This window comes from Kitasatospora sp. NPDC101235 (assembly GCF_044767505.1).
In the GTDB taxonomy this organism is placed as follows: domain Bacteria; phylum Actinomycetota; class Actinomycetes; order Streptomycetales; family Streptomycetaceae; genus Kitasatospora.
The window spans coordinates 221,583-241,666 of the sequence record NZ_JBIWNZ010000002.1; the positions used below are offsets into that span (position 1 = coordinate 221,583).

A 20,084-nucleotide genomic window follows, 5' to 3' on the forward strand; every position below is an offset into this window, starting at 1 on the left:
CGTGTCGGCCCGTGCCGGGTGCCCGCGGCGGCGTTCGATGGCCGCCATGCGCGTCCGCCAGCTCACCGCCGCAGCCACCGTGCTGCTGCTCGTCGCCGGTCTCGGCGGCTGCTCCGACAGCCCGGCCCCGGCCCGTACCCCAGAGCCCGTACCGGCCTCGGCCGATCCCACCACCACCACCGGGGACGTCCGGCCCGCCGACCGCGACGCCGTCGAGGACGGCGGGGTGCTGCGGTGGGCCGTCGACCGGGTGCCCGCCACGCTCAACGTCTACCAGCCTGCTGCGACGGCCGACTCGGCACTGCTCGCGCACGCCCTCTACCCGTCGCTGTTCCGGCTCGACGAGCACGGGCGGCCCGTCCCCGACCCGGACTACCTGGTCGGCGCCGAGTCCACCCCGCCCGGACAGGAGCCGCAGGTGGTGACCTACCGGCTCAACCCGCAAGCCGTCTGGAGCGACGGCACCCCGCTCTCCGCCGCCGACTTCACCGCCCAGCGGACCGCCCTCGCCGGCCTCGACCGGGCCTACGAGAGCGGGCACCCGGCCGGGTACGACGCCATCGACGTGATCGCCGAGGGCGCCGACCCGCACGAGATCCGGGTCACCTTCCGGCGGCCGTACGCCGAGTGGCAGTCCCTGTTCGGGCCGCTCTACCCGGCCGCCGAGACCGCCACGGCCGCCTCGTTCAACCAGGCGCTGGTCGGCGGGGCGCACCTGACCGCCGGGCCGTACACGGTGTCCCAGTACAACGACGAGGGCGGGCGGGTGACGGTCGGACGCAACCCGCGCTGGTGGGGTGACCGGCCGAAGATCGACCGGATCGACTTCCTCGCGACGCCGCCCGAGCGGCGGCTCGACGACCTCGACCAGGACGAGCTGGACATCGCCCCGCTCACGGCGGCGGTGGACCAGGCGGTGTCGGTCGCGCCGTCCGGCAGCCCCTCCGCACCGTCCGGCAGCCCCTCCGCGGCAGCGGCACCGCCCGCCGCCGCGCCCGAGGTGGCGGCGCTCGCCCTGAAGCGGGCCGAGTCGCTGCCGAACGTCACCGTGCACCGGGCTGCCGCGCCCTCGCTCACCCAGCTCACGGTGAACGCCGCGCGGGGCCCGCTCTCCGACCCGGCGCTGCGGCTCGCGCTCGGCCGGGCCGTCGACCGGCGGCGGATCGCCGACGCCGCCCTCACCCCGCTCGGCCTCGCGCCCGCCCCGCTCGGCAGCCACCTGTTCGCCGGGGACCAGGACGGGTACCGCGACAACAGCGGGTCCGCCGGCCCCGCCGATGCCGCCGGGCTGTTCGACGACGCCGGCTGGAAGCGGCCCGCCAGCGGCGGCACCCGGGCGAAGGGCGGGACGGAACTGGCGCTGAGGCTGCTGGTCCCGGCCGGCTCCGCGACCGCCAAGCGCACCGCCGACGCACTCACCGCGAACCTCGCCGAGCAGGGCGTCGCGGTGCAGACGGTGACCGCGCCCGCCGACACCTTCGTCAAGGACCACCTCGCGGCCGGGGACTTCGACCTCGCGCTCTTCTCCTGGCCGGCCAGCCCCGGCTCGGCGTCCGAGCAGCGCTCCGCGTACGCCAAGCCCCGGCCGAACGCCGACGGCACCGTCGACCCCGGCACCAACTACGGCCGCAGCGGCACCGAGGAGATCGACCGGCTGTTCGACCGGGCGTCCGCCGAGCTCGACCCGGCGGCCCGGCTGGACATGCTGCAGGAGGCGGACGTACGGATCTGGCAGCTCGGGCACTCGGTGCCGCTCTACCAGCGGCCGGAGCTGGTCGGGGTCCGGACCGGGGTGGCCGGCGCGGGCGCGTACGGGTTCGGGTGGCCGCGCTTCCAGGACGTGGGCTGGAGCAGCTAGAGCTCCCGGGCGAAGCGGCGCAGGGCGTCGGTGAAGGCCTCCGGGGCGTCGAAGTTGGCGAGGTGCCGGGCCCGGGGAACCAGCTCGATCCGGGCCCGCCCGTGCGGGTGGGCGGCGGCGAAGGCCCGCTCGCCGGAGCGGAAGGCGGTGTCCTTCTCCCCGTTCAGGATCAGCACCGGGGCCTCGACCCGGCGCAGGACGCCCGGTTCGAAGCGGCCGAGCACCGAGGCCCAGGCGGCGGGCAGGGCCTCGAAGCCGTACCCGGCGCGGATCGTCGCCGCGACCACCTCCGGCGGGTAGAGCCGGCGCAGCAGCCCGTCGTTCCACCGGGACAGCCGCTCGGACGGGACGCGCGGCACCAGCGCGCCGACCGCCCGGTAGGGGACCGCCCAGCGCCCCCGGGTGTCGGCGCTCGCGCCCGCGAGGACCAGCCCGCGCAGCCGCTCCGGGCTGCGGAGGGCGAACTCCAGCGCGACGTACCCGCCCAGCGAGTGCCCGACCACCAGGGCGGGCCCGCCGTCCAGCTCCTCGACCCCCGCCGCGACGGCCGCGCAGGCGGCCGTCAGGCTCCACGGTTCGCCGCGCCTGGCGCCGTGCCCGGGCAGGTCGACGGCCACCACCGGGAACTCCTCCCGCAGCGCCGCCAGCTGTGGGCTCCACTGCCCCGCACTGAACCGGGTGCCGTGCACCAGGACGATCGGCACGCTCACCGGGCCACCGCCGCGGGCCCCGGCTCCGGCAGGCGTTCGACGCCGGCGGTCCCGGCCGGCTCGGGGCACTCCTTGCGGGCCCGGGCCGGACACCCGTCGGACATGAGGGTGGCGGCGGGCGAACGGCCGGCCGGGGCCGGCCGGCGGGAGCAGACGTGTCGGATCACGAACGGAAGGGTGTCGGAACCCGGCCGCCGGGTGAAGGGAGTGTGACCCACCTGTGATCTTGATCCCGCCTGACCGGCTGGTTTCCGCCCACCTCGGCCCTTCCCCGTACGATAGGAGGAAGCCGCGGCATGGCCATGTGCCCGGCGGGTGGACCGGTAGTAGCAGGCGGAACGGGCGGCGGCGATCGACAGGGATCGCAAGTGCGCGTCACGCAGCCGGGCGCCGCAACCCACGATTCCGGGAGAATCCGCAAGGCATGCCCACGCGCAACGACATCCGTAACGTCGCCATCGTCGCCCACGTCGACCACGGCAAGACCACGCTGGTCGACGCCATGCTCAAGCAGGCCGGCGCCTTCGCCGCCCACCAGCAGCTCGACGACCGGATGATGGACTCCAACGACCTGGAGCGCGAGAAGGGCATCACCATTCTCGCGAAGAACACCGCGGTCAAGTACCACCCCAAAGACGGCGGCGCGCCGATCACCATCAACATCATCGACACCCCGGGCCACGCCGACTTCGGTGGCGAGGTCGAGCGTGGTCTGTCGATGGTGGACGCGGTCGTCCTGCTGGTCGACGCCTCCGAGGGTCCGCTGCCGCAGACCCGCTTCGTGCTCCGCAAGGCGCTGTCGGCCCGTCTGCCCGTCATCCTCTGCATCAACAAGACCGACCGTCCGGACTCCCGGATCGACGAGGTCATCAACGAGACCTACGACCTGTTCCTGGACCTGGACGCGGACGAGGACCAGATCGAGTTCCCGATCGTCTACGCCTGCGCCCGTGACGGCGTCGCCTCGCTGACCAAGCCGGAGAACGGTACCGTCCCGGCCGACAGCACCAACCTGGAGCCGTTCTTCTCCACCCTGCTGGAGCACGTCCCGGCCCCCAGCTACGACGAGGACGCCCCGCTCCAGGCCCACGTCACCAACCTGGACGCCGACAACTTCCTCGGCCGCATCGCGCTGCTCCGCGTCGAGCAGGGCGAGCTGCGCAAGGGCCAGACCGTGGCCTGGATCAAGCGCGACGGCAGCATCTCGAACGTCCGCATCTCCGAGCTGCTGATGACCGAGGCGCTCACCCGCAAGCCGGCCGAGGTGGCGGGCCCCGGTGACATCTGCGCCGTCGCCGGCATCTCCGACATCATGATCGGCGAGACCCTGGCCGACCCGGAGAACCCGGTCGCGCTGCCGCTGATCACGGTGGACGAGCCGGCCATCTCGATGACCATCGGCACCAACACCTCGCCGCTGGTCGGCCGCGGCGGCAGCGGCAAGGGCGCGGACGCCAAGTCCGGCGCCAAGGTGGACCGCAAGGTCACCGCCCGCCAGGTGAAGGACCGCCTGGACCGCGAGCTGATCGGTAACGTCTCGCTGCGCGTGCTGGACACCGAGCGCCCGGACGCCTGGGAGGTGCAGGGCCGTGGTGAGCTGGCGCTGGCCATCCTGATCGAGACCATGCGCCGCGAGGGCTTCGAGCTGACCGTCGGCAAGCCGCAGGTGGTCACCAAGGAGGTCAACGGCAAGACCCACGAGCCGGTCGAGCGCCTCACGGTGGACGTGCCCGAGGAGCACATGGGCGCGGTCACGCAGCTCATGGGCATCCGCAAGGGCCGGATGGACAACATGTCCAACCACGGCTCGGGCTGGGTCCGGATGGAGTTCGTCGTGCCGTCCCGCGGTCTGATCGGCTTCCGGACCGAGTTCCTCACCAACACCCGCGGCACCGGCATCGCCCACTCGATCCACGAGGGCCACGAGCCGTGGTTCGGCACGCTGACCACCCGCAACAACGGCTCGCTGGTCGCCGACCGGGCCGGTGTGGTGACCGCCTTCGCGATGACCAACCTGCAGGAGCGCGGCGTGCTCTTCTGCGAGCCGGGCACCGAGGTGTACGAGGGCATGATCGTCGGTGAGAACTCGCGTTCCGACGACATGGACGTGAACATCACCAAGGAGAAGAAGCTCACCAACATGCGGTCCTCGACCGCCGACGTGGCCGAGTCGATCGTCCCGCCGCGCAAGCTCTCGCTGGAGCAGTCGCTGGAGTTCTGCCGCGAGGACGAGTGCATCGAGGTGACCCCGGAGACGGTTCGCATCCGTAAGGTCGTCCTCGACCAGAAGGACCGCGGACGCACCGCCTCGCGCGCCAAGAAGGCGTGATCCGGACGCACTGAACGGCCATTGGCCGGAATGATTCGCCCCCCTTTCCCATGGGAAGGGGGGCGAACTTTTTCAACTACTCCAAGTTGCCGGGAGCGCTATTAACGGAATAGCGCTCATCACACCCGGACGTCCGCTGAGCGGACATGACAGTTCGTCATCCGTGACGACTGTCCGGTTGGTGCCTGTCTGGCTATGTCTCAAATGTCCGGTTTTCGAAACTTACCGACTGTTCATGTGACCTAATTGAGATCGCGACTGGTCACTTTCGTGTCCGTGCGTGACGGATAGTGGGTGCAGTCAGGCTCGGGTCAAGGGTGAACGCGCAGGGGTGCGCGCCGAAACCACGAGCGCGGACGGCACAGCGGGAACGGTTTCGACCGCCTGTCGTGCTCTCCTCGTCGGATAGTCGAATTCAGGAGGCATCCCCCATGCGCGGTGCAACCCAGACCAAGTGGCTCGTCGCGGCTACCGCGATCGCCCTCGCGGCAACCGCATGCAGCACCAGCTCCAAGAGTGGCGACAGCAAGGCCGCTTCCGGCGGCGGCACCATCGCCGTCGAGCTCGGCGAGCCGCAGCACGGCCTGGTGGGGCAGAACACCGCGGAGTCCGAGGGTTCCGAGGTCCTGAACGCGGTCTTCGCCGGCCTGGTCGACTACGACCGCAAGACCAACGCGCCGAAGCTGCGCGTGGCCGAGTCGATCGAGTCCCCGGACAGCAAGGTCTGGACGATCAAGCTCAAGGACGGCTACACCTTCCACAACGGCGAGAAGGTCACCGCCCAGTCCTTCGTCGACGCCTGGAACTGGGGTGCCAACCAGGACAACGCCGCCGAGGGCATGCCGTTCTTCAACAAGATCGAGGGCGCCGACGAGCTCGCCCCGGGCAAGGACAAGAAGCCGACCGCCACGGAGCTCAAGGGCCTGAAGGTCGTCGACGACAAGACCTTCACCGTCACCCTGAGCGCGCCGTTCTCCCAGTTCAAGACCATGCTGGGCTACAACGCCTTCTACCCGCTGCCGAAGGCGTTCTTCAGCGACCCGAAGGCCTTCGGCGAGAAGCCGATCGGCAACGGCCCGTTCGAGATGGACGGCGCCTGGGAGCACAACAAGCAGATCAAGGTCAAGCGCTACGAGAACTTCCCGAGCTTCGACACCAAGGCGAAGCTCGCGGGCGTGACCTTCAAGATCTACGACAACCTGGACACCGCGTACAACGACCTGCGGGCCGACAACATCCAGGCCACCGACAAGCTCCCGATCTCGGCGATGTCCACCGTCGCCCAGGAGTTCGGCGACCGCTACATCTACAAGCCGGAGTCCGGCGTCGGCTACATCGGCTTCCCGATCTCCACCAACCCGGCCACCTACGGCAAGCCGGAGATCCGCAAGGCGATCTCGATGGCGATCGACCGCCAGGCCATCACCAAGACCATCTTCTCGGGCACCCGCGTCCCGGCCGACGACTTCGTCAACCCGCTGGTCGAGGGCTACCGCAAGGGCGCCCTGGGCGACGCCGCCAAGTACGACCCGGCCAAGGCCAAGGAGATCTTCACCCAGGCCGGTGGTGTCCCGAACAACACCATCGAGCTGGGCTACAACGCCGACGGTGGCCACAAGGAGTGGATCGAGGCCGTCGGCAACCAGCTGAAGGCCAACCTCGGCGTCGAGGTCACCTTCAAGCCGTTCGAGAAGTTCGGCAAGATCCTCGACGCGCTGGGCAAGAAGGAGTACTCGGGCGCCTTCCGCATGGCCTGGTCGATGGACTACCCGTCGATCGAGAACTACCTGCGCCCGATCTTCTCGAAGGTCGCCATCGAGAGCGGCTCGAACTACGGCGGTTACGTCAACGAGCAGTTCGAGACCCTGCTGTCGCAGGCCGACCAGGCCAAGACCCCCGAGGAAGGCCTGAAGCTCTACCAGCAGGCGGACGACATCCTGGTTCAGGACCTGCCGTACATCCCGGTGTACACCTACATGTCCTCCGCCGCCTACACCAAGAAGATCAAGAACTTTGACACCGACGCTCAGGGGCACATGAACCTGGCCGAGGTCGAGCTGGCCTGATCTGTAATCAGACGATAGGGGGCGGGTGGACCGGACCACAGTCCGAGTCCCCCCGCCTCCCTTCCTGTCCAGAAATTATGGAGGTCTGATGGGCCGCTATGTCATCCGCCGTCTGATACAGGCGATCCCTGTTCTGCTCGGCGCGACGCTGCTGATCTACGCCCTGGTCCACTACCTGCCGGGCGACCCGGTGCAGGCGTTGGCCGGTGAGAAGCGAGCCGACCCGATCGTGGCGGAAATGATCCGCCAGAAGTACCACCTGAACGACCCGTTCCTGGTGCAGTACTGGAACTACATCTCCGGCGTCTTCCAGGGTGACCTGGGTGAGAGCCTGACCGGTCGTTCGGTGAGCGAGATGATCGGTGACGCGTTCCCCTACACCGTGAACCTCGCCCTGGTCGCCTTCGTCATGGAGGCGGTCATCGGTGTCCTGGCCGGTGTCATGGCGGCCCTGCGCAAGGGCAAGTTCCTGGACCAGCTGATCCTGCTCAGCACGCTGTTCGTCATCTCGATCCCGGTCTTCGTGACCGGCTTCGTGCTGCAGCTCGTCCTGGGTGTGAAGCTGAAGAACGACTACGGCATCGAGTTCTTCACCGTCTCCTTCAACGAGGACGACGGACTCCGCGCGTACCTGCTGCCGGCCTTCGTGCTGGCCTCGATGTCGCTCGCGTACGTCACCCGACTGACCCGCACCAGCCTGATGGAGACCATGCGCGCGGACTACGTCCGCACCGCCGTCGCCAAGGGCCTGAAGCGTCGTCGGGTGATCGGCCAGCACGCGCTGCGCAACGCCCTGATCCCGATCGTCACGTTCCTCGGTGCCGACCTCGGTGGCCTGATGGGTGGCGCGGTCATCACCGAGAGGATCTTCAACATCCACGGCATCGGCGGCCTGCTCGCCCAGTCCGTGTACCAGAAGCAGGGAACGATCATCGTCGGCGTGGTGACGCTGCTGGTGCTGATCTACCTCGTGACCACCCTGCTCGTGGACCTGCTCTACGCCGTGCTCGACCCGAGGATCCGCTATGAGTGACACCATCAACAAGGACAGCGCCGAGGCCCCGTCCGGCGCCAAGGGTGCGAAGGGCGTCACGGCGAAGGAGAAGCCGGAGCGCGTCGCGAGCCTCTGGTCCGACGCGATGCGGGACCTGCGCCGCAACCCGGTCTTCATCATCGGCGCCGTGCTGGTGTTCTGCCTGCTGGTCATCTCCGCGGTACCGCAGTGGTTCACGGACGGCAGCCCGTTCGCGGGCGGTGCCTGCAACCTGGCCGACTCGCTGAAGCGGCCGAGCGCCGAGCACTGGTTCGGCTTCGACGTCCAGGGCTGCGACGTCTACACCCGCACGCTGTGGGGCGCCCGCAACTCGATCATCGTCGGTGTCCTGACCACCGCCACCGTCACCGTGGTCGGCTCCCTCCTCGGCCTGCTGGCCGGCTGGAAGGGCGGCATCGTCGACAGCGTCCTGTCGCGCTTCACCGAGATCTTCTTCTCGATCCCGCTGCTGCTCGGCGGCATGCTGATCATGTCGATGATCGGCCAGGGCAACGCCTACACCGTCTCCCTGGTGATGGCCGTGCTCGGCTGGCCGCAGATCTTCCGCATCATGCGCGCCTCGGTGCTGGCCAACAAGAACAACGACTACGTGATGGCGGCCCGCGCGCTGGGCGCCGGCAGCGGCCGGATCACCTTCCGGCACATCCTGCCGAACGCCATCGCGCCGGTCATCGTCGTCGCGGCGATCAGCCTGGGTGTCTACATCGGCGCCGAGGCGGCCCTGTCCTACCTGGGCATCGGCGTGCAGTCCCCGGAGATCTCCTGGGGTCTGATGATCAGCGACGCCCAGGCCCGCTTCCTGAACGCGCCGCACGTGCTGCTCTTCCCGGCCGCCGTGCTGAGCGTCACGGTGCTGGCGTTCATCATGCTCGGCGATGCGGTGCGCGACGCCCTCGACCCGAAGCTTCGCTGAGAGAAGAGGTGACGACCCGATGACCACCGTGATCGAGAAGAACCAGAAGACCCGCCTCGAGGTGGGCACTCCGCTGCTGGAGGTCCGTGACCTCCACGTGGAGTTCCACACCCGGGACGGCGTCGCCAAGGCCGTGAACGGCGTCAACTACTCCGTCGCCGCCGGTGAGACCCTGGCGGTGCTCGGCGAGTCCGGCTCCGGCAAGTCGGTGACCGCCCAGACCATCATGGGCATCCTCGACATGCCCCCCGGCAAGATCAGCCAGGGCCAGATCCTGTTCCGCGGCGAGGACATGCTCGCCATGAAGGAGGAGCAGCGCCGGCAGATCCGCGGCCAGAAGATCGCCATGATCTTCCAGGACGCGCTCTCCTCGCTGAACCCGGTGATGACCGTCGGCGCCCAGCTCGGCGAGATGTTCCGGGTGCACCGCGGTGCCTCCCGCAAGGAGGCCCGGGAGAAGGCGATCGAGCTGATGGAGCGGGTGCGCATCCCGGCCGCGAAGCAGCGTGTGGGCGACTACCCGCACCAGTTCTCCGGCGGTATGCGCCAGCGCATCATGATCGCCATGGCGCTCTCCATGGAGCCGGACCTGATCATCGCCGACGAGCCCACCACCGCCCTGGACGTCACCGTCCAGGCGCAGGTGATGGACCTGCTCGCCGAGCTCCAGGCCGAGTACAACATGGGCCTGATCCTGATCACCCACGACCTGGGCGTGGTCGCCGACGTCGCGGACAAGATCGCCGTGATGTACGCGGGCCGGATCGTCGAGACCGCCCCGGTGCACGAGCTGTACGCGAACCCCGCGCACCCGTACACCAAGGGCCTGCTCCGCTCCATCCCGCGCCTGGACCAGAAGGGCCAGGAGCTGTACGCGATCAAGGGCCTGCCCCCGAACCTGCTGAAGGTTCCGGCCGGCTGCGCGTTCAACCCCCGCTGCGATGTCGCCACCGACCTGTGCCGCACCGAGATCCCGACGCTGCACCACGTGACGGACAAGGACGGCAAGGAGCTCACCGGCCGCCGCAGCGCGTGCCACCTCTGGAAGGAGACCCTCCATGGCTGAGAACATCCTGGAGGTCAAGGACCTGGTCAAGCACTACCCGCTGACCCAGGGCATCCTCTTCAAGAAGCAGGTCGGCGCGGTCAAGGCGGTCGACGGCATCTCCTTCGACCTGAAGAAGGGGGAGACGCTCGGCATCGTCGGCGAGTCCGGCTGTGGCAAGTCCACGCTGGCCAAGGTGCTGATGAACCTGGAGCGGGCCACCTCCGGTCAGGTGCTGTTCAAGGGCGAGGACATCTCCAGGCTGCAGGGTGCGGCCCTCAAGGCCGTCCGCCGGAACATCCAGATGGTGTTCCAGGACCCCTACACCTCGCTCAACCCGCGCATGACGGTCGGCGACATCATCGGTGAGCCGTTCGAGATCCACCCCGAGGTGGCGCCCAAGGGCGACCGCCGCAAGGCAGTCCAGGACCTGCTGGACGTCGTGGGTCTGAACCCGGAGTACATCAACCGGTACCCGCACCAGTTCTCCGGCGGTCAGCGCCAGCGCATCGGCATCGCCCGCGGTCTCGCGCTCAAGCCGGAAGTCATCATCTGCGACGAGCCGGTCTCCGCACTGGACGTCTCGGTGCAGGCGCAGGTGATCAACCTGCTGGAGCAGCTGCAGGGCGAGTTCGGCCTCTCCTACATGTTCATCGCGCACGACCTCTCCATCGTCCGGCACATCTCCGACCGCGTCGGCGTGATGTACCTCGGCAAGATGATCGAGATCGGCTCGGACGAGGAGATCTACGAGAACGCGACGCATCCGTACACCCAGGCGCTGCTCTCCGCGGTGCCGGTGCCGGACCCGACGGCGCGCGAGTCCCGCGAGCGGATCATCCTCAACGGGGACATCCCCTCGCCGGCCAACCCGCCGTCCGGCTGCCGCTTCCGCACCCGCTGCTGGAAGGCGGAGGAGCGGTGCGCCGAGGAGGTCCCGCTGCTCGCGGTCCCCTCGCTGCTGGAGGGCCCGGCCGCGCACGAGTCGGCCTGCCACTTCCCCGAGGTCCGGGAGCAGGCCGCGGCCTGACCCCTGCTGGTCCCAGGAAGGGCCCGTGGCGTTCGCGCCGCGGGCCCTTCCGGCATTCGGTCGATCCGGCACTGTGTCAACTCCGCAGGGGGTCACGGCACCCGTCCGGGTGCACCTGGCTCGCGCCGTCGTCGGGGCGCGCTTCTCATGGGGTGTGATGCGACACACACCATGAGGAGGGACCTCCATGCCCGTAGCCGCCCGTGCTCGTTGGGTCCTCGCCGTTGCGACGTCCGTGGCCCTGGTGGCCACCGGGTGCAGCAACAGTGGCGGAGGAGGCAGCAGCTCGTCGGACGCCAGCAAGACCTTCAGCTACCAGAGCAACGAGCCGCAGAACCCGCTGCAGCCCGCCAACGCGAACGAGGTCGGTGGCGGTCGCATCATCCAGAACCTCTTCAAGGGCCTGGTCGACTACGACCCGAGCAACGCCAAGATCCGGATGCAGGTCGCCGACAAGATCGACACCAGCGACTCCCAGACCTACACCGTCACGCTGAAGGACGGCTGGAAGTTCCACGACGGTACCCCGGTGCACGCCCAGAACTTCGTCGACGCCTGGAACTGGGGCGCCAATCCCGCCAACAACCAGATCAACAGTTCCTGGTTCTCCGACATCGAGGGCTACCAGGACGTCCACCCGGCCTCCGGCCAGCCCACCACGGACAAGCTGTCCGGGCTGACCGTCGCCGACGACCTGCACTTCACCGTCAAGCTGAACCACAAGGTCTCGTACTTCGAGTACAAGCTCGGCTACATCGCCTTCTCGCCGCTGCCCGAGGGCTTCTTCAAGGACCCGGCCGGGTACGGGCAGAAGCCGGTGGGCAACGGCCCGTACCAGTTCGTCAGTTGGTCGCACAACACCCAGGTGGTCACCAAGGCCTTCCCGGACTACCAGGGCGTGGACAAGCCGAAGAACGGCGGCATCGTCTTCAAGATGTACACCACGTCCGAGGCCGCCTACGCCGACCTCCAGTCCAACAACCTGGACGTGATGGACCAGGTGCCGCCGTCCGCGCTGTCGACGTACAAGAGCGACCTCGGCGACCGGGCGGTGGACGCCCCGCAGGGCGCCATCCAGAACATCGGCTTCACGCTCTACCAGGCCGACTGGGCGGCGCCGGAGAAGGCCCAGGTGCGCCAGGGCCTGTCGATGGCGATCGACCGGCCGACCATCACCAAGACGGTGCTGCAGGGCTCCCGGGCGCCGGCCAGCGCCTGGGTGGCCGAGGGCGTCGAGGGCTACAAGGCGGGCACCTGCGGGGACTTCTGCACCTTCGACCCCGCCAAGGCCAAGCAGCTGATCCAGCAGGGCGGCGGCGTCCCGGGCAACAAGGTGCTGATCACCTACAACGCGGACGGCGGCCACAAGGAGTGGGTCGACGCGGTCTGCAACTCGATCCGGCAGACCACCGGCGTCGACTGCCTGGGCGACCCGAAGCCCGACTTCAAGACGGCCCGGCAGGCCATCACCGCGCACCAGCTCAACGGCGCCTTCCGGACCGGCTGGGTGCAGGACTACCCGCTGAACGCCAACTTCCTGGCCGACGTCTACCGCACCGGTGCCGCGTCCAACGACACCGGGTACAGCAGCCCGCAGTTCGACCAGGCGGCGACCCGGGCCGACGAGGCCGCCAGCGTCGCCGACACGGTGACCGGCTACCAGCAGGCCGAGGCGGTGCTGCCGAGCGGCATGCCGGCCATCCCGCTCTGGTACTACCGCACCAACTCGGGCTACTCGACCAAGGTGCAGAACGTGAAGTTCGACTCCTTCGGCAACCCGGCCTGGACGCAGGTCGAGGTCAAGGGCTGAATCCCCGGGCTCTGATCCCCTCGGCCGGCCCCGCCCTTCCCGCACGGAGAGCGGGGCGCGGTCTCCCGGCCTGCCGGCCCGGCCGGTCGGGCACCTAGGAAGGAGGCTCGGATGGGCAGTTACGTGCTGCGGCGGGTGCTGCAGATGATCCCGGTGTTCTTCGGCACCACGCTGCTGATCTTCGTGATGGTCTACACGCTGCCGGGCGACCCGGTGGTCGCGCTGTTCGGGGAGAAGGCCGCCGACCCGTCCGTGGTCGCGAGCATCAAGCACACGTACTACCTGGACCAGCCGCTCTGGAAGCAGTACCTGCACTACATGGGGAACCTCTTCCAGGGGGACTTCGGCACCAGCTTCACCGGTCGCCCGGTCTCCGACATCATGGCGGACGCCTTCCCGGTCACCATCCGGCTGGCGCTGCTGGCCTTCGTCTTCGAGATGGTCGTGGGCCTCGCCTTCGGCGTGCTCTCCGGGCTGAAGCGCGGCAGCATCGCGGACACCCTGGTGCTGATCCTGACCCTGGTGGTGATCTCGATCCCGGTCTTCGTGCTGGCCTACATCGCGCAGACCGTGTTCGCCACCAACCTGGGCTGGGTCACGCCGACGGTGCAGGACAGCTACGACCTCTCCCAGCTGATCCTGCCGGCGATCGTCCTGGGCTCGCTCTCGCTCGCGTACGTCGCCCGGCTCGCCCGGACCTCCATCGGCGAGAACCTGCGGGCCGACTACATCCGGACCGCCACCGCCAAGGGGCTTCCCCGACGGACCATCATCTCCCGCCACCTGTTGCGCAACTCGCTCATCCCGGTGATCACCTTCCTCGGCACCGACCTCGGCGCGCTGATGGGCGGGGCGATCGTCACCGAGGGCATCTTCAACGTGCAGGGCATCGGCAACGTCCTGTACCGGGCGATCAACCAGAAGGAAGGCCCGACCGTGGTCGGCATCGTGACCGTCCTGGTGATCATCTACTTGGTCGCCAGCCTGCTCGTCGACCTGCTCTACGCGGTCCTGGACCCGAGGATCCGCTATGCCTGACATCCACGACGAGGACTCGTACGAACCGCACCCCAAGCCGGGCGTCTCCCGTCTCGACTACGCGGGGGAGCAGGGCATGGCGGTGGAGCAGGAGACCCTGGTCGAACCCGACGTGGAGAAGCGGGAGGAGGCCCGCAGTCTCTGGGGCGACGCCTGGCGGGACCTGCGCCGACGGCCGATCTTCCTGCTCTCGGTCGTGCTGATCGTGCTGCTGGTGGTCATGGCGGTCTTCCCCTGGGCGTTCACCGACGCCAACCCGCGCAGGGCCGACCTGGTGCACGACTACCTCAAGCGGCCGGACTGGACGGACTTCTTCGGCGCCGGCTGGTTCGGCTACGACGCGCAGGGCCGGTCCATCTACGCCCGGGTGGTCTACGGTGCCCGGGCCTCGATCACCGTCGGCATCTTCGTGACCGCCGCGGTCACCCTGCTCGGCGGGCTGACCGGAATGGTCGCCGGGTACTACGGCGGGGCCGTCGACGCGGTGCTCTCCCGGATCGTCGACATCTTCTTCGGCATCCCGCTGCTGCTCGGCGCCCTGGTGCTGCTGAACGCCTTCACCGTCCGCACGGTGTGGACCGTGGTGGTCGCCCTGGCCGTCCTCGGCTGGACCCAGATCGCCCGCGTCATGCGCGGCGCGGTGCTGACCGTCAAACAGTCCGACTACGTGGTGGCGGGCCGGGCGCTCGGAGCCGGGACCGGACGGCTGATGTTCCGGCACATCCTGCCGAACGCGGTCGCGCCGGTGATCGTGGTGGCGACCATCGCGCTCGGCGGCTACATCGCGACCGAGGCGACGCTGAGCTTCCTCGGCATCGGCCTGCAGGAGCCGACCATCTCCTGGGGCATCGACATCTCCTCCGCCCAGAAGGTGATCCGGACCGCGCCGTACGTGATGTTCTTCCCGGCCGCGGCACTCTCCGTCACCGTGCTGGCCTTCATCATGATGGGCGACGCGGTGCGCGACGCCCTCGATCCGAAGCTTCGCTGAGCGAGGGGAGCACATCGTGAGTACAGCGGCGGACACCGCCGAGTACGAGCGGCGGACACCGTACGAAGGGCCGCTGCTCGACGTGCGGGACCTGCACGTCGAGTTCGTCACCCGGGACGGCGTCGCCAGGGCCGTGAACGGGGTGAGCTACTCCGTCGCGGCCGGGGAGACGCTGGCGGTGCTGGGGGAGTCCGGCTCCGGCAAGTCGGTGACCGCCCAGGCGGTCATGGGCATCCTGGACATGCCGCCGGCCCGGATCCCGCGCGGCGAGATCCGCTTCCGGGGCCGGGACATGCTCAAGATGAGCAAGGAGGAACGGCGGAGGATCCGCGGCGGGCGGATCGCGATGATCTTCCAGGACGCGCTGTCCGCGCTGAACCCGGTGCTGTCGGTGGGCTTCCAGCTCGGCGAGATGTTCCGTGCCCACCGGGGGGCCTCCCGCGCGGAGGCCAAGGCGAAGGCCGTCGAGCTGATGGAGCGGGTGCGCATCCCGGCGGCCAAGGACCGGGTGAACGACTACCCGCACCAGTTCTCCGGCGGCATGCGTCAGCGGATCATGATCGCGATGGCGCTGGCGCTGGAGCCGGACCTGATCATCGCGGACGAGCCCACCACGGCGCTGGACGTGACCGTGCAGGCCCAGGTGATGGACCTGCTGGCCGAGCTGCAGGCCGAGTTCCACATGGGGCTCATCCTGATCACCCACGACCTGGGCGTGGTGGCCGACGTCGCGGACAAGATCGCGGTGATGTACGCGGGCCGGATCGTCGAGACGGCCCCGGTGCACGAGCTGTACGCGCGCCCGGCCCACCCGTACACCCGGGGCCTGCTGGACTCCATTCCCCGGCTCGACCAGAAGGGCCAGGAGCTCTACGCGATCAAGGGCCTGCCGCCCAACCTGCTGCGGATTCCCAAGGGCTGCGCTTTCAACCCGCGCTGCCCTCGCGCGCAGGACATCTGCCGGGCCGAGGTGCCGGAGCTCTTCCCGGTCACCGAGGACGACGGGACGCCGCTGGAGGGGCGCGGCAGCGCCTGCTTCTTCTGGAAGGAGACCCTCCATGACCGTTGACGGGGCCGGCACGCTGGGCGCGGTGGTGCCGGAGGAGGTCGTCTTCGAGCGGGAGGTGCCGCGCGGCGAGCCGATCCTCGAAGTCCGGGACCTGGTCAAGCACTTCCCGTTGACCAAGGGCGTCCTGTTCAAGAAGCAGGTCGGCGCGGTCAAGGCCGTCGACGGGGTCAGCTTCGACCTGATGCAGGGCGAGACGCTCGGCATCGTCGGCGAGTCCGGCTGCGGGAAGTCCACGCTGGCCAAGGTGCTGATGAACCTGGAACCGGCCACCGGGGGCTCGGTCCGCTACAAGGGGGAGGAGATCTCCCGGCTCTCCGGCTCGGCGCTGAAGGCCGTCCGCCGGAACATCCAGATGGTGTTCCAGGACCCGTACACCTCGCTCAACCCGCGCATGACGGTCGGCGACATCATCGGTGAGCCGTTCGAGATCCACCCCGGGGCGGCGCCGAAGGGCGACCGCCGCAAGGCCGTCCAGGACCTGCTGGACGTCGTGGGGCTCAACCCGGAGTACATCAACCGCTATCCGCACCAGTTCTCCGGCGGTCAGCGCCAGCGCATCGGCATCGCCCGGGGGCTGGCGCTCAAGCCGGAGGTCATCATCTGCGACGAGCCGGTGTCGGCGCTGGACGTCTCGGTGCAGGCGCAGGTGATCAACCTGCTGGAGCGGCTGCAGGGCGAGTTCAACCTGTCGTACATGTTCATCGCGCACGACCTCTCGATCGTCCGGCACATCTCGGACCGGGTCGGGGTGATGTACCTGGGGAAGCTGGTCGAGATCGGCAGCGACGCGGAGATCTACGACCACGCGACCCACCCGTACACCCAGGCGCTGCTCTCCGCGGTGCCGGTGCCGGACCCGATGGCGCGGGAGACGCGGGACCGGATCGTGCTCACCGGCGACGTGCCCTCGCCGGCCAACCCGCCGTCCGGCTGCCGCTTCCGCACCCGCTGCTGGAAGGCGCAGCAGCGGTGTGCGGTCGAGGTGCCGCTGCTGGCGGCGCCGTCCTGGCTGGACGGGGCGGCGCGGCACGATTCGGCGTGTCACTTCGCGGCGGAGCGCGAGATCGGGCAGAGCGCGGCGGAGCGCGAGATTGAGCAGGGCGCGGCGGAGCGCGAGGTCGAGCAGGGCGCGGCGGAGCGCGAGGCCGAGCAGGGCGACGAACAGGGCGACGGCTGAGGGGCCAGGACCTGGGCGCGTCCCCGCAGGCGGGGGCGCACCCTTTCCCGTGACGGAAAAGAGATCTGCCGCAGACTCGCCAAGTGCCGCCCGTTCCTTGATAGTTGCTCTGCGCCCAGCAGTGGACGCCGTGGTGCCGAGGAGGGCTGCTCTGATGGACGCGGTGGAGGTGATCGGCGGTGGTCGGGGGAGCCTGGAGCCCGGGACGCCGCTGCTGGAGGTCGACGACCTGCATGTGGAGTTCCACACCCGGGACGGCGTCGCCAGGGCCGTCAACGGGGTGAGCTACTCCGTCGCGGCCGGGGAGACGCTGGCGGTGCTGGGGGAGTCCGGGTCGGGCAAGTCGGTGACGGCGCAGGCGGTGATGGGCATCCTGGACATGCCGCCGGGGCGGATCACCTCGGGCCGGATCCTGTTCCGCGGTGAGGACCTGCTGACCATGAGCGACAACGCCCGGCGGTCGATCCGGGGCGGGCACATCGCGATGATCTTCCAGGACGCGCTGTCCGCACTGAACCCGGTGCTCAGCGTGGGCTACCAGCTCGGCGAGATGTTCCGGGTGCACCGGGGGGTCTTCCGCGCGGAGGCCAAGGAGAAGGCCGTCGAGCTGATGGAGCGGGTGCGCATCCCGGCCGCCCGGCAGCGGGCCGGCGACTTCCCGCACCAGTTCTCGGGCGGCATGCGTCAGCGGATCATGATCGCGATGGCGCTGGCGCTGGAGCCGGACCTGATCATCGCGGACGAGCCCACCACCGCCCTGGACGTCACCGTCCAGGCGCAGGTGATGGACCTGCTCGCCGAGCTGCAGGCCGAGTACAACATGGGCCTGATCCTGATCACCCACGACCTGGGTGTGGTCGCCGACGTCGCGGACAAGATCGCGGTGATGTACGCGGGCCGGATCGTCGAGACGGCCCCGGTGCGGGAGCTGTACGCCCGGCCCGCGCACCCGTACACCAGGGGCCTGCTGGACTCGATCCCCCGGCTGGATCAGAAGGGCCGGAGCCTGCACACCATCAAGGGCCTGCCGCCGAGCCTGCTGCGGATCCCGGAGGGCTGCGCCTTCAACCCCCGCTGCGACCGCGCGCAGGACCGCTGCCGCACCGAACTCCCGCCGCTGACACCGGTGACCAGCGAACACGGGGCGGAGCTGGAGGGCCGCCGCAGCGCCTGCCACTACTGGCGCGAGACGCTGCACGGCTGAGGCCCGCCCGGCCGGCGGCTACTTCACGAAACCGACGTTCTCCCAGACGATGTCGGACAGGCCCTGCGCGCCGATGTTGGCGAGGTCGGCGCGGGCCCCGAACAGCTGCGGGCGCTGGTAGAGCGGCAGGACGCCGGCCACCTTCCAGAGCTCGCCGTCGGCCTGGTTGATCGCCTCGGAGGCGGTGGCCGCGTCGGTCGCGGCGGCGGCCCGGTCGAGCGCGGCGTCCACCGCCGGGCTGCCCGCGCCGACGTGGTTGGTGCCGCCGCTCTGGACGAAGTTGGCGCGGTTGCCGCTGGCCGGGAAGGGGGTGCCGAGCAGCGAGTAGGCGGCGATGTCGAAGTCGTTGCGGTTGACGTACTTGTCGAAGAACTCGTTGGCGGGGGCGGTCACCGTGGTGACCTTGATGCCCACGTCCTTGAGCATCCTGGTGGCGTTGGCGGCCTCGGCCTGGGCCGGGGTGACGCCGGCCGGGACGACCATCCGCAGGTTCAGCTCGCGGCCGTCCTTCTTCCGCACGTCGCCGTCCAGCTTCCAGCCGGCCGAGTCCAGCTTGCGGGCGGCCTCGGCGGGGTCGTAGCGGGCCAGGCCCAGGGAGTTGTCGCGGTACCCGTTCTGGTTGGTGACCAGCAGGTGGTTGTTGAGCGGGACGGCGGGCCAGTCCAGGCCGCCGAGGTCGCCGCGGATCACCACGTCCCGGTTGATCGCCTGGAAGACGGCCTGGCGCACGGTCGCGTCGCTGAGCGCGGGGGTGCGGGCGTTCAGGGTGAACTGGCGGAAGTCCGGCCCGCCGGCCCGGCGCACCACCGCACCCTTGGTGTTCTTGATGACCTGGTAACCGACCACGTCCGGACCGTTGTTGACGAGGTCGAGCTCGCCCCTGGCGAAGGCGGCGGGCATCGCGTCGGGCAGCATCGCGTGGAAGACGATTCGGTCCAGCACCGGCTTGTCGCCCCACCAGGAGGGGTCGGCGACCAGCGTGACGGCCTGGGTGGCGCGGTCCAGCTGCTCGACCTTGAACGGGCCGGCGGTGACCGGGATGGCGTCGAGGTAGGAGGTGTTGAACAGGTCCGGGGTGGAGATCCGGCCGGCGGGCATCAGCGGGGCGTTGCCGGCGCTGTTGAACATCGACTGCCACTCGGAGAACGGGCGGTCGAAGGTCATCACGGCCTGGAAGTCGTCCTTGCCGCGCTCGACCGCGGAGACCAGCTCGAAGCCGGTGTTGCTGGAGGACTTGTAGGCCGGGTCCTTCCCGTTCAGGGCACGCCAGTTGGCCTCGATGTCACGCCAGGTGATCGGGGTGCCGTCGGACCAGTGGGCCTTCGGGTTGAGGGTCCAGGTGACCACCTGCCGGCCGTCCTTGAGGTCGGCGTGAGCCTCCTGCAGGTAGGCCGGGTTGGGGGTCTGGGTGCCGGCCGCGTCCGAGCGGAAGAAGGTCGGCAGCAGCGGCTTGCTGACCGCGACGGTCGAGGACTCGCTGCCGTCGGTGTGGATCGGCGACCACTGGCGGGAGAACTGGGCGATCGCCAGGTTCAGGGTGCCGCCCTGGCGCAACTGGGCCCGGTCGTGCGGGTTGATGTCGATCGAGGTGAGCTTGGGCGACGCGGGGGCGGACGGCAGGGCACCGGCGCCGCCCTGTCCGGCGGTGCAGGAGCAGAGCGCCAGCGAGAGCGTGACGGCGGTGAGACCGGCGAGCAGGGCCGTCCCGTGGTGCTGGAGGCGGCGGCGCATCGGTGTGCTCCCCGGGGTGGATGTGGCGGATGGTGTGGCGTCACATCTTGCTGACCGGG

General features: G+C 69.5%; 16 protein-coding genes. 13 read left to right on the forward strand and 3 right to left on the reverse strand.

Annotated elements, in window-relative coordinates; all coding sequences use genetic code 11:
• The first annotated feature begins 46 nt into the window (after positions 1 to 46).
• On the forward strand, positions 47 to 1,858 hold the full coding sequence (locus ACIRRH_RS04445) for an ABC transporter family substrate-binding protein (RefSeq protein WP_403061610.1): 1,812 nt from the start codon (positions 47 to 49) through the stop codon (positions 1,856 to 1,858).
• Here ACIRRH_RS04445 and ACIRRH_RS04450 read toward each other — a convergent pair.
• Positions 1,855 to 2,568, reverse strand: a complete 714-nt coding sequence (locus tag ACIRRH_RS04450) for an alpha/beta fold hydrolase (RefSeq protein ID WP_403061613.1) — start codon at positions 2,566 to 2,568, stop codon at positions 1,855 to 1,857. The two genes, ACIRRH_RS04445 and ACIRRH_RS04450, sit on opposite strands and share 4 nt — an antisense overlap.
• Positions 2,565 to 2,735 carry a hypothetical protein gene (locus ACIRRH_RS04455; protein WP_403061616.1) on the reverse strand — a complete coding sequence of 57 codons (171 nt, stop codon included), beginning with the start codon at positions 2,733 to 2,735 and terminating at the stop codon, positions 2,565 to 2,567. Before ACIRRH_RS04455 ends, ACIRRH_RS04450 begins: the two co-directional genes overlap by 4 nt.
• 257 nt (positions 2,736 to 2,992) lie before the next feature.
• On the opposite strand from ACIRRH_RS04455, the gene typA reads away from it, so the two are divergent.
• The 12 genes from typA to ACIRRH_RS04515 all read left to right on the forward strand — a co-directional run bounded on the left by typA (position 2,993) and on the right by ACIRRH_RS04515 (position 18,294).
• The gene (gene typA, locus ACIRRH_RS04460; RefSeq protein WP_224279967.1) at positions 2,993 to 4,897 is read left to right on the forward strand and encodes a translational GTPase TypA; all 1,905 of its coding nucleotides are present in this window, start codon (positions 2,993 to 2,995) and stop codon (positions 4,895 to 4,897) included.
• A gap of 431 nt (positions 4,898 to 5,328) precedes the next feature.
• Positions 5,329 to 6,963 carry an ABC transporter substrate-binding protein gene (locus ACIRRH_RS04465; protein WP_403061619.1) on the forward strand — a complete coding sequence of 545 codons (1,635 nt, stop codon included), beginning with the start codon at positions 5,329 to 5,331 and terminating at the stop codon, positions 6,961 to 6,963.
• An 88-nt stretch (positions 6,964 to 7,051) separates the two neighbouring features.
• On the forward strand, positions 7,052 to 7,996 hold the full coding sequence (locus ACIRRH_RS04470) for an ABC transporter permease (protein ID WP_403061622.1): 945 nt from the start codon (positions 7,052 to 7,054) through the stop codon (positions 7,994 to 7,996).
• A complete protein-coding gene (locus ACIRRH_RS04475; RefSeq protein WP_403061625.1) occupies positions 7,989 to 8,930 on the forward strand; it encodes an ABC transporter permease in 942 nt (313 codons plus the stop codon). Before ACIRRH_RS04470 ends, ACIRRH_RS04475 begins: the two co-directional genes overlap by 8 nt.
• 19 nt (positions 8,931 to 8,949) lie before the next feature.
• A complete protein-coding gene (locus tag ACIRRH_RS04480) occupies positions 8,950 to 9,996 on the forward strand; it encodes an ABC transporter ATP-binding protein (RefSeq protein ID WP_403061628.1) in 1,047 nt (348 codons plus the stop codon).
• Positions 9,989 to 11,005 (forward strand): ABC transporter ATP-binding protein, encoded by a 1,017-nt coding sequence (locus tag ACIRRH_RS04485; protein ID WP_403061631.1) that lies wholly within the window; start codon positions 9,989 to 9,991, stop codon positions 11,003 to 11,005. Before ACIRRH_RS04480 ends, ACIRRH_RS04485 begins: the two co-directional genes overlap by 8 nt.
• A gap of 187 nt (positions 11,006 to 11,192) precedes the next feature.
• Positions 11,193 to 12,815 (forward strand): ABC transporter substrate-binding protein, encoded by a 1,623-nt coding sequence (locus ACIRRH_RS04490; RefSeq protein WP_403061634.1) that lies wholly within the window; start codon positions 11,193 to 11,195, stop codon positions 12,813 to 12,815.
• A gap of 111 nt (positions 12,816 to 12,926) precedes the next feature.
• Positions 12,927 to 13,853 (forward strand): ABC transporter permease, encoded by a 927-nt coding sequence (locus ACIRRH_RS04495; protein WP_403061637.1) that lies wholly within the window; start codon positions 12,927 to 12,929, stop codon positions 13,851 to 13,853.
• Between the two features lie 76 nt (positions 13,854 to 13,929).
• Complete coding sequence (locus ACIRRH_RS04500) at positions 13,930 to 14,844, forward strand: ABC transporter permease (RefSeq protein WP_403062405.1); 915 nt, start codon at positions 13,930 to 13,932, stop codon at positions 14,842 to 14,844.
• A gap of 16 nt (positions 14,845 to 14,860) precedes the next feature.
• Positions 14,861 to 15,913, forward strand: coding sequence for an ABC transporter ATP-binding protein (locus ACIRRH_RS04505; protein WP_403061640.1), 1,053 nt, complete (start codon positions 14,861 to 14,863; stop codon positions 15,911 to 15,913).
• Positions 15,903 to 17,090: an ABC transporter ATP-binding protein gene (locus ACIRRH_RS04510; RefSeq protein WP_403061643.1), complete on the forward strand. Its 1,188-nt coding sequence runs from the start codon at positions 15,903 to 15,905 to the stop codon at positions 17,088 to 17,090. The genes ACIRRH_RS04505 and ACIRRH_RS04510 overlap by 11 nt, the downstream gene beginning before the upstream one ends.
• 154 nt (positions 17,091 to 17,244) lie before the next feature.
• Positions 17,245 to 18,294, forward strand: coding sequence for an ABC transporter ATP-binding protein (locus tag ACIRRH_RS04515; protein ID WP_403061646.1), 1,050 nt, complete (start codon positions 17,245 to 17,247; stop codon positions 18,292 to 18,294).
• A gap of 18 nt (positions 18,295 to 18,312) precedes the next feature.
• Here the strand turns inward: ACIRRH_RS04515 and ACIRRH_RS04520 are convergent, their stop codons facing one another.
• Positions 18,313 to 20,025, reverse strand: coding sequence for an ABC transporter family substrate-binding protein (locus tag ACIRRH_RS04520; protein ID WP_403061649.1), 1,713 nt, complete (start codon positions 20,023 to 20,025; stop codon positions 18,313 to 18,315).
• Between the last annotated feature and the right edge of the window lie 59 nt (positions 20,026 to 20,084).

Bases quoted from the DNA above. Each gene is read 5' to 3' on its own strand.
- ACIRRH_RS04445 (WP_403061610.1), top strand. From the start codon at position 47: ATGCGCGTCCGCCAGCTCACCGCCGCAGCCACCGTGCTGCTGCTCGTC.
- typA (WP_224279967.1), top strand. From the start codon at position 2,993: ATGCCCACGCGCAACGACATCCGTAACGTCGCCATCGTCGCCCACGTC.
- ACIRRH_RS04465 (WP_403061619.1), top strand. From the start codon at position 5,329: ATGCGCGGTGCAACCCAGACCAAGTGGCTCGTCGCGGCTACCGCGATC.
- ACIRRH_RS04470 (WP_403061622.1), top strand. From the start codon at position 7,052: ATGGGCCGCTATGTCATCCGCCGTCTGATACAGGCGATCCCTGTTCTG.
- ACIRRH_RS04475 (WP_403061625.1), top strand. From the start codon at position 7,989: ATGAGTGACACCATCAACAAGGACAGCGCCGAGGCCCCGTCCGGCGCC.
- ACIRRH_RS04480 (WP_403061628.1), top strand. From the start codon at position 8,950: ATGACCACCGTGATCGAGAAGAACCAGAAGACCCGCCTCGAGGTGGGC.
- ACIRRH_RS04485 (WP_403061631.1), top strand. From the start codon at position 9,989: ATGGCTGAGAACATCCTGGAGGTCAAGGACCTGGTCAAGCACTACCCG.
- ACIRRH_RS04490 (WP_403061634.1), top strand. From the start codon at position 11,193: ATGCCCGTAGCCGCCCGTGCTCGTTGGGTCCTCGCCGTTGCGACGTCC.
- ACIRRH_RS04495 (WP_403061637.1), top strand. From the start codon at position 12,927: ATGGGCAGTTACGTGCTGCGGCGGGTGCTGCAGATGATCCCGGTGTTC.
- ACIRRH_RS04500 (WP_403062405.1), top strand. From the start codon at position 13,930: ATGGCGGTGGAGCAGGAGACCCTGGTCGAACCCGACGTGGAGAAGCGG.
- ACIRRH_RS04510 (WP_403061643.1), top strand. From the start codon at position 15,903: ATGACCGTTGACGGGGCCGGCACGCTGGGCGCGGTGGTGCCGGAGGAG.
- ACIRRH_RS04515 (WP_403061646.1), top strand. From the start codon at position 17,245: ATGGACGCGGTGGAGGTGATCGGCGGTGGTCGGGGGAGCCTGGAGCCC.
- ACIRRH_RS04520 (WP_403061649.1), bottom strand. From the start codon at position 20,025: ATGCGCCGCCGCCTCCAGCACCACGGGACGGCCCTGCTCGCCGGTCTC.